Raw genomic sequence first — 7949 nt, 5'->3', positions numbered from 1 at the left:
TGCTCTGATAGCTATAGAAATAAGCAAAATTATTTTGCGGCACCTGAGGAGGGTATCTTGAGCAACAACGATCGCAACAAACTAAACTTGGGCGATCAATCTGATTTTTGGGGCAAAACCTCAAGATTTGCTTTGATTGCATCCGCCCTTGGCTATATGGGCGCGCCTGGGATTGCATCGGCAAATGATGATATTCAGCAGGAGGCCCCTTCTGCGCAAGCGCAGAGCGAACCAGAGAGCGACCGAAATCTAATAATCGTCACCGCTACAAAGCGCGAACAGTCCATTGTTGAGACGCCGATTGCCGTTACAGTCGTAGATGCCGAAATGTTGGTGCGTACCGGCGTTTCAGACATTACAAATTTGGAGCGGGCCGCCGCTAGCTACCAGATGAACTCCTCGGATAGTACGACTGGCGGGCTGACGCTTCGTTTGCGCGGGATTGGAACCACCGGTAACAATATTGGTATTGAAAGTTCGGTCGGCGCATTTGTGGATGGGTTTTACATCCCGCGCCCAGGTGCGGTCCTTGGTGAATTGAATGATGTTCAGCAAGTTGAGGTCCTAAGGGGCCCGCAGGGTACGCTTTTTGGTCGCAACACTTCGGCAGGCGCTTTGGTCATAAAGACCAACAAGCCAAACCTTGATGATACAGAAGCATTCTTCGATGTTTCCGCCGGCAATTACGATCTGTTCAAGGTTCGCGGCGGGTTTAATGTTCCGGTTTCTGAAGGAAAAGTAGCTCTTCGGGTCTCTGGCTCGCATGCTGTGCGTGATGGATATGTTATTGGCCCGGACGGATATGATTCTAGCTCGATAGACCGATCTTCCGTTCGCGGACAGTTGCTATTTGACTTAGAAGATGCAGGCGTTTTGCGTCTATTTGCTGGTTATTCTCGAGGGGATGATCAATGTTGTTCGGCGGTGTGGTTGAATCACTCACCCTTTATTCAGGCTAACTCGGCACCATTTTCTGCATTTGGCGGAACAGCAGGGGCTGACTTTGTTGGTCGCCGAGCCCTAAAAGAAGGGTTGGCGAACGACAGCAACTATACCAACCCTTATAACGGTTGGAATGTTGGCGCCACGTATGATGTGGAATTGCCTTTCGCAAACCTCTCTTATCTAGGTTATTATGGCGAATCGAATGCTGATTCTTGTCGCGGCGATTACACTTCGCTTGAAATATACGCTGTTGGTCCCTGCCCCGAAGCTGAAGCTATCTTACCAAATGTGGACTTGGATGCGCTAAACGGCACCACGATTAAGTCGACATCGCATGAGCTCAGGCTTCAAGGGAATGCCTTTGAAGACAGTTTGGATTGGTTAATTGGGGCATACTATTCGCATGAGAAGATCGATCAACGTTATGCTTTGGTATTTTTGCGGGATATGCAGGCGGGCGTTAGCGTCGGTGCGTTTGGTTTTGCAGATTTCAATGAGCTAAATTTTGCTTCTAACGGCGTAGATGCAGCTGGCGACTATGCCGCGCCAAGGGCACAGCAAGATGGCAGTTCTTTTTCGGTCTTCACTCACAATGTGCTGGAGCTTACTGACGGGCTAAATCTGACGCTTGGTGCTCGATACATCACTGAAAAGAAAGATGCCCAAGTCGGCCACCAAGTTCCCGGACAGCACAACGCCTGCGAGGCAACATTCAACAATTTGACAAGCTTAACTTCACCTAATTTTGGTCTGTACAATGGGACGAATGGTTTCTTTGGCGCAGGGGGACCCGCACGACTGGCATCAGTTGTTCAATCGAACTGTTGGATATTCAATTCCGGTCTATATGATCCTAGCGACCCAAATAATTTCTTCACCCAATTTGCAAATACGAACGCGGCAAATACATTTGTGACTTCATACTTGAATCTAATCCCACAACCATTTGACAGAGATTTCAAGGATGACCAGCTCACCTATACTGCAAATTTAAGCTACGAAGTTGCAGATCAAACCTTCGTCTATGGTGGATTTACGCATGGATTTAAGTCCGGTGGATTTAACCTTGATGTTTCCGCTGCGGTTGGCGGTGCAGATCCGCGATTCCGCTCAGAGAAAATTGATGCCTTTGAATTGGGTTTCAAATCCGTATTCCTGAACAACCGGGCCTGGGCAAATATTGCCTTGTTCTATTCTGATCTTTCGGATTTTCAGGTGCTGGAATTTGATGGCACAAGGTTTAGCACATTCAATGTCGATAAAGCGCGCTCCAAGGGTGTGGAATTTGAATCAGCCTATGCGTTGTCTGACGCATTATCCCTAAACCTGGCTGCCACTTATACAGACGCCAAATATCCCGATGATTGCACCACATTTGATCCGACAGATGCGAATTTCAACGGCTCTGTCACTGCATTGTGCGGTCAGCAATTCACGAATGCGCCAAAATTGGTTGTGATTGGTGGTGCCAATGTTGATACCGAGATTAACACAAGCGGCGCCTCGATGTTCGCAGGTTTCTCGGTTCGTTATGAATCAAAAAGGCGCACCAGTACTTTGCCTACTGAAATACCTGCGACCTTTGGTCTGACGACCGAAGCTCAAGTACGGGACGCGGTGGCAGCCGCCATTGCGGCACCATTTGATATCCAGAAATCGAACGCGAAGTTGGATCTTCGCCTTGGTTTTAGAACTGCAAATGAGAAGTTCACCATTGAGGCTTGGGCTCGCAACTTTTTTGATGTGCGGACAAGGTTTTTGACATTCCATATTCCGCAGAGAGGATTCTCTGGCCAGCGAGCACGTGGTGCATTTGTCCAAGAGCCACGGACCTATGGACTGACCCTGCGCGGCAAGTTTTAGTAGAACTCTCCGCTCTACCAGATGCTGGGAATTTGGTGAGCAAAGACTAGCGATCAGGCGAAAGTCTGATCGCAACTTTTTTGACTGAGCAAGCAGCACATAGAAGAGGCATATCAAATGAAAATACACAGCAAACTGTATATCGGCGGCGAATGGGTTGATCCATTGAATCCGTCAATATTTGAGGTTGTGAATCCCCTCACCGAAACAGTTTGTGCAACCGTTGCTGGCGGTGGAGAAGATGATGTCGCTCGTGCGGTGGCAGCAGCCAGGGAGGCGTTCAAGGAGTTTTCCCAATCTAGCGTTGAAGATCGCAGGGCCATGTTGGAACGGATTGCGGCTGGAATCAAAGCTCGAGCTGACGAGTTTTCAGAAGCAATTAGCATGGAAATGGGAGCACCAACTTGGTGGTCAAGCAGGGCGCAAGTCCCGGCCGGCATTGCCCATTATTCAACCGCGGCCAAAGTTCTGGAGAGTTTTGAGTTTCAGAAGATTCAAGGCACTACAGCCATACGACGCGAACCCATTGGCGTTTGCGGGTTGATCACTCCGTGGAATTGGCCGTTGAACCAGGTTGCGTGCAAAGTTGCGCCGGCATTGGCAACAGGCTGTACGATCGTTCTGAAGCCGGCTGAACAAACATCCCTGGATTCACTGTTGCTGGCTGAGGTTATCCACGAAGCTGGTGTGCCTCCTGGTGTGTTCAATCTTGTCAATGGACCTGGTAGAGTAGTGGGTGCGTCCATAGCTGAGCATCCAGATGTTGATATGGTCAGCTTTACTGGGTCTACGATGGCCGGAGCCAACGTCTCAAAGGCAGCGGCGGATACGATCAAAAGAGTATCGCTCGAGCTTGGCGGCAAGTCAGCCAATATTGTTTTGCCAAGTGCCGATTTGAAGGATGCTGTTGGCAGGGCTGTTCAAGGGATTATGAGTAATGTGGGCCAGACTTGTACAGCGGGCACGCGCCTCCTGGTTCCGTCAGACAAAGTGGCAGAGGCCACTAGAATTGCAGTTGAGGTCGCCGAATCCATCCCGCTGGCGACAAGTTGGGATGCGCCGGCGCCGGCTATCGGCCCGATTGCGACGAAACGTCAGCATGCAGAAATTGTGCGGCTGATTTCAGAAGGTGTCAAAGAAGGCGCCAAGCTGGAAACCGGCGGCGCAGACAGGCCCGATGGTGTTAGGAGCGGCTATTTTATTGCGCCAACGATCTTTTCAAATGTCAGCAATGATATGACAATTGCACGAGAAGAGATATTCGGACCTGTGCTGAGCATCATTGCATACGACACGGTTGATAACGCGATCGAGATCGCCAATGATTCGCCCTATGGCTTGTCCGGCTATGTTCAGGGCGAACATCAAGAAGCTGTCGAAGTGGCTCGAAAGATGCGCACGGGCCAAGTTTTCGTGAACGCGGCCCATGCGGATTTCAACGCACCATTTGGCGGCTATAAGCAGTCAGGCAATGGCCGTGAATGGGGCGAGATTGGATTTGATGAATTTCTGGAATACAAATCTGTCCTCGGCTCAGAAATCAGGAATTAGATTGGCATGGCGACCGTTAATCCACCGTTAGAACCAATCTCGCAATCGCCAATTCCTACGCCACCGCTTCCTTGGCACACGCGCGTCTTTTACGGGATGGGCGCTATGGCCTTTGGTATCAAATCCAACGGCTTCGATTATTACCTCTTGGCGTTTTACAGCCAGGTTGTGGGCCTGGATCCCCGATTGGTTGGGCTGGCTCTGTTTATATCGCTGCTTTTTGATGCGGTAAGCGATCCATTGGTGGGTTATTGGTCGGATAATCTGCGCTCCAGATGGGGGCGCCGGCATCCTTTCATGTATGGAGCTGCGATTCCGGTTGCGCTGTGTTTTTTCTTAGTTTGGATGCCCCCCGAAAGCTTCTCTGACACAGAGACTTTTTGGTATCTGTTGTGTTTATCCGTCTTGATACGGACCGGCATCACATTTTTTGAAACGCCCAATATAGCTTTGGCGCCTGAATTGACTCAGGATTACAACGATAGAAGCAGGCTCATCAGCTACGCTCATTTCTTTGCCTGGTCGGGCGGCAATTTCATGAACATCGCCATGTTCTTCATTGTCTTTCCACTTTTCGTAACCGGCTCCATGTCCGAGGCAGTAAGCTCGCGGGCGCCTTACACTGCCTATGGCGTTATCGCTTCGGTGTTGATTTTTATCTCTATTATGGTGTCATCGGCGGGCACGCATTCAAGAATTCCAACGCTTTATAGCCCGCCCCAACAACGCAAACTTACAGTGCCCAAAATCTTCAAAGAGATTTTTGAAACGCTTGCCAATCGCTCGTTCGTATCGATTTTTGCCGCTTCGATGCTCGGCGCTATGGGTTTGGGTCTCAAAGCCTCTTTGCATCTGTATTTTGTTTCCTATTTCTGGGAATTCACGCCCGCGGAAACCGGCTATCTTTCTATCGGGATTTTCCTGTCGGCCTTTATCGGCTTTAAGATTGCGCCATTCGTTTCTGAGCGTATGGGCAAAAAGAACGGCGCGATCATTGTGGGGCTTGTGGCGTTTGTGGCGGCGCCAATTCCTATTTGTATGCGCCTGTTTGATATGCTCCCGGCTAACGGCGATCCGATCATATTCTGGTTTAACCTGATTTTTGGGATCGTTGATCTTGGCCTAATAATTTGTTTCAATATTTTGGTCGCCTCGATGCTTGCCGATTTGGCAGAGCAATCAGAACTGGAAACCGGGCGGCGCTCTGAAGGGATATTGGCCGCGGCCATAACTTTTGCGAAAAAGAGCGTTCAGGGGCTTGGGATCTTGATCGCGTCTTTTGTGCTCTATCTGGCGAGCTTTCCAAGACAGGTCGACGCGAGCGCAGTCCCCGACGAAGCCATCTGGAGTTTGGGTGCGTATTATGTGCCCATAGTGACGGGTATTTATCTCGTCATGCTTGCTGTGCTGATGAACTACAATATCAGTAGGGAATCCCACGAGGAAAATTTGCGAGAACTGAAAATGAGAGCCGCTGCAAGTAGCCCTGAATCGCCGAAGTACGACGCTCATCCAGATGCTGGCAGTGATGGCAAGGGTGCAGCCGCAGGAAAGTGACTGGCGCTTGAGCGGCCAAGTTATGACCACACGGTTCTGCCAAGACTAGCGAACTGGCCGCAACTTGATTGGCAGGTTCGACGGGTCGTTTCTCAAGCCCAGGCGTTGCGAAGCGTGATACGAGACGAGGGCTGGATTTATATCAGTTACAGTCCTTGTGAACTGCCGCCCAACGTCCGCAATAGCAAGTGTGTAACCGTGGTGGATCCGTTTACCTACCGGCTGTCGAGGTGCCGGGAAAGTGGCAACACTGATCCGTGCACTTCTCAATCATTTCATCGCGCTTGAGCGAAATTGCACATAATTCGAAAAAGAATGTCAGTGACCATCTAGCTCACCTGCGACTATTTTGAGTTGTCAAAATGAAGTGCCAGATTAGCCCCAACATTGGGATTTTGGACTGCTGCGCAAGTGTGCCTAGTGACTTTGTATCGCTGCACACCAATATGGGTAAGGAACCGAGGGATGCACAAATTCGACTTTGTCGTGGTGGGAGCTGGATCTGCGGGATGCACAGTTGCCAGTAGATTGTCAGAGAATGGAAAGTATCAAGTTGCTCTCCTCGAAGCTGGAGGATCTCATAATAATCCGCTGATTTCGATTCCATTCAACTTCGCCTTCACGGTCCCCAAAGGCCCGCATAACTGGAGCTTCGAAACCGTGCCACAGGAGGGGCTGAATGGTCGGCGCGGATATCAACCGCGCGGCAAGGTGTTGGGTGGTTCTTCTTCAATAAATGCGATGGTATACATACGCGGCGCCAAGGAAGATTATGAGCACTGGGCGGCATTGGGGAATGAGGGTTGGTCATACGAAGAGGTGCTGCCATTCTTTAAGAAGGCGCAAAACAGGGTTAAGGGTGCGAACGAATATCACGCGCAGGGCGGCCCCCTAACCGTGTCCCCTCCGCGCAGCCCCAACCCGCTCAACGACATGTTCATTAAGGCTGGCATGGATTGCCAGCTGCCTTACAATGAGGATTTCAACGGCGAAACTCAGGAAGGCATTGGCTATTATGAGTTGACGCAGGATCGCGGCAAGCGCTGCTCAGCCGCGCTCGCCTATGTTACGCCAGCTGAAAAGCGCAAGAATCTAACCATCTTCAAACAAGCATTTGTCGAGAAGGTTCTGGTTGAAAACGGTCAGGCGACCGGCGTGATGGTCAAGTTAAACGGCAACTTGCAGCTAATCAAAGCCAGGCGGGAGGTCATTCTTTCTTGCGGCGCGTTCCAAAGCCCACAGTTGCTGTTGCTTTCGGGCATTGGCGCCAAGGACAAGTTGGATCCGCATAAAATCAAGGTGGTTCATGAACTTCCTGGTGTCGGAGAGAACCTCTACGACCATGTAGATTTCTGCTTAATGTACCAATCTGACAGCGAGCATGTTCTGGGCAAAAATGCGCGCTCGGTGTTTCGTGTTGCGTGGAACCAATTCAAATATTTTGCCGGAAGGCGCGGTATTTTGACGACGAACTTCAATGAATCTGGTGCCTTCTATTTCACCAATCCGGATGAGCGTTCGCCGGATATTCAGCTGCATTTTGCCTTCACATTGGTCGATCAACACGGACTAAAACGGCACGGCCGCGGCGGATTTAGCTGCCACGTTTGTGTCCTCAGACCCAAGAGTCATGGTAATTTGACTTTAGCCGACGCAAACCCGGCAACGCCGCCGCTCATCGATCCAGCATTTCTAAAGGATGAGCGTGACGTCGCAACGTTGCTTGCCGGAGTCAAACGCGCGCAACAAATCTTACAGGCTCCTGCATTCGATGAGATTAGAGGCAAGCCGGTATATGCGACCGCCAGCAATAATGATGATGAATTGATCGAGGACATTCGAAACCGTGCCGATACGATCTATCATCCGGTTGGCACCTGCAAGATGGGTCCGGACAGTGATCCGATGGCGGTTGTCGATTCATCACTTAGGGTGAGGGGCATCAGGAACCTACGCGTTATCGATGCCTCGATCATGCCTTCTATTGTATCGGGAAACACAAATGCGCCTACCATCATGATCGGCGAAAAAGG

At 50.4% G+C, this 7949-nt stretch carries 4 protein-coding genes; all 4 read left to right on the top strand.

Annotation, left to right across the window (positions count from 1 at the left end; all coding sequences use genetic code 11):
• The first annotated feature begins 57 nt into the window (after positions 1 to 57).
• On the top strand, positions 58 to 2808 hold the full coding sequence (locus ACWPM1_RS14725; protein ID WP_455695648.1) for a TonB-dependent receptor: 2751 nt from the start codon (positions 58 to 60) through the stop codon (positions 2806 to 2808).
• A 117-nt stretch (positions 2809 to 2925) separates the two neighbouring features.
• On the top strand, positions 2926 to 4359 hold the full coding sequence (locus ACWPM1_RS14720) for an aldehyde dehydrogenase family protein (RefSeq protein WP_204994444.1): 1434 nt from the start codon (positions 2926 to 2928) through the stop codon (positions 4357 to 4359).
• A 6-nt stretch (positions 4360 to 4365) separates the two neighbouring features.
• Positions 4366 to 5916, top strand: coding sequence for an MFS transporter (locus ACWPM1_RS14715; protein WP_455695647.1), 1551 nt, complete (start codon positions 4366 to 4368; stop codon positions 5914 to 5916).
• Between the two features lie 465 nt (positions 5917 to 6381).
• On the top strand, positions 6382 to 7949 hold a 1568-nt coding region (locus tag ACWPM1_RS14710; RefSeq protein WP_455695646.1), incomplete at its 3' end, for a GMC family oxidoreductase.

Source organism: Tsuneonella sp. HG249, from assembly GCF_053819205.1.
Note: the sequence above shows the minus strand (reverse complement) of the source record. Positions and strands in the feature narration are given on the sequence as shown.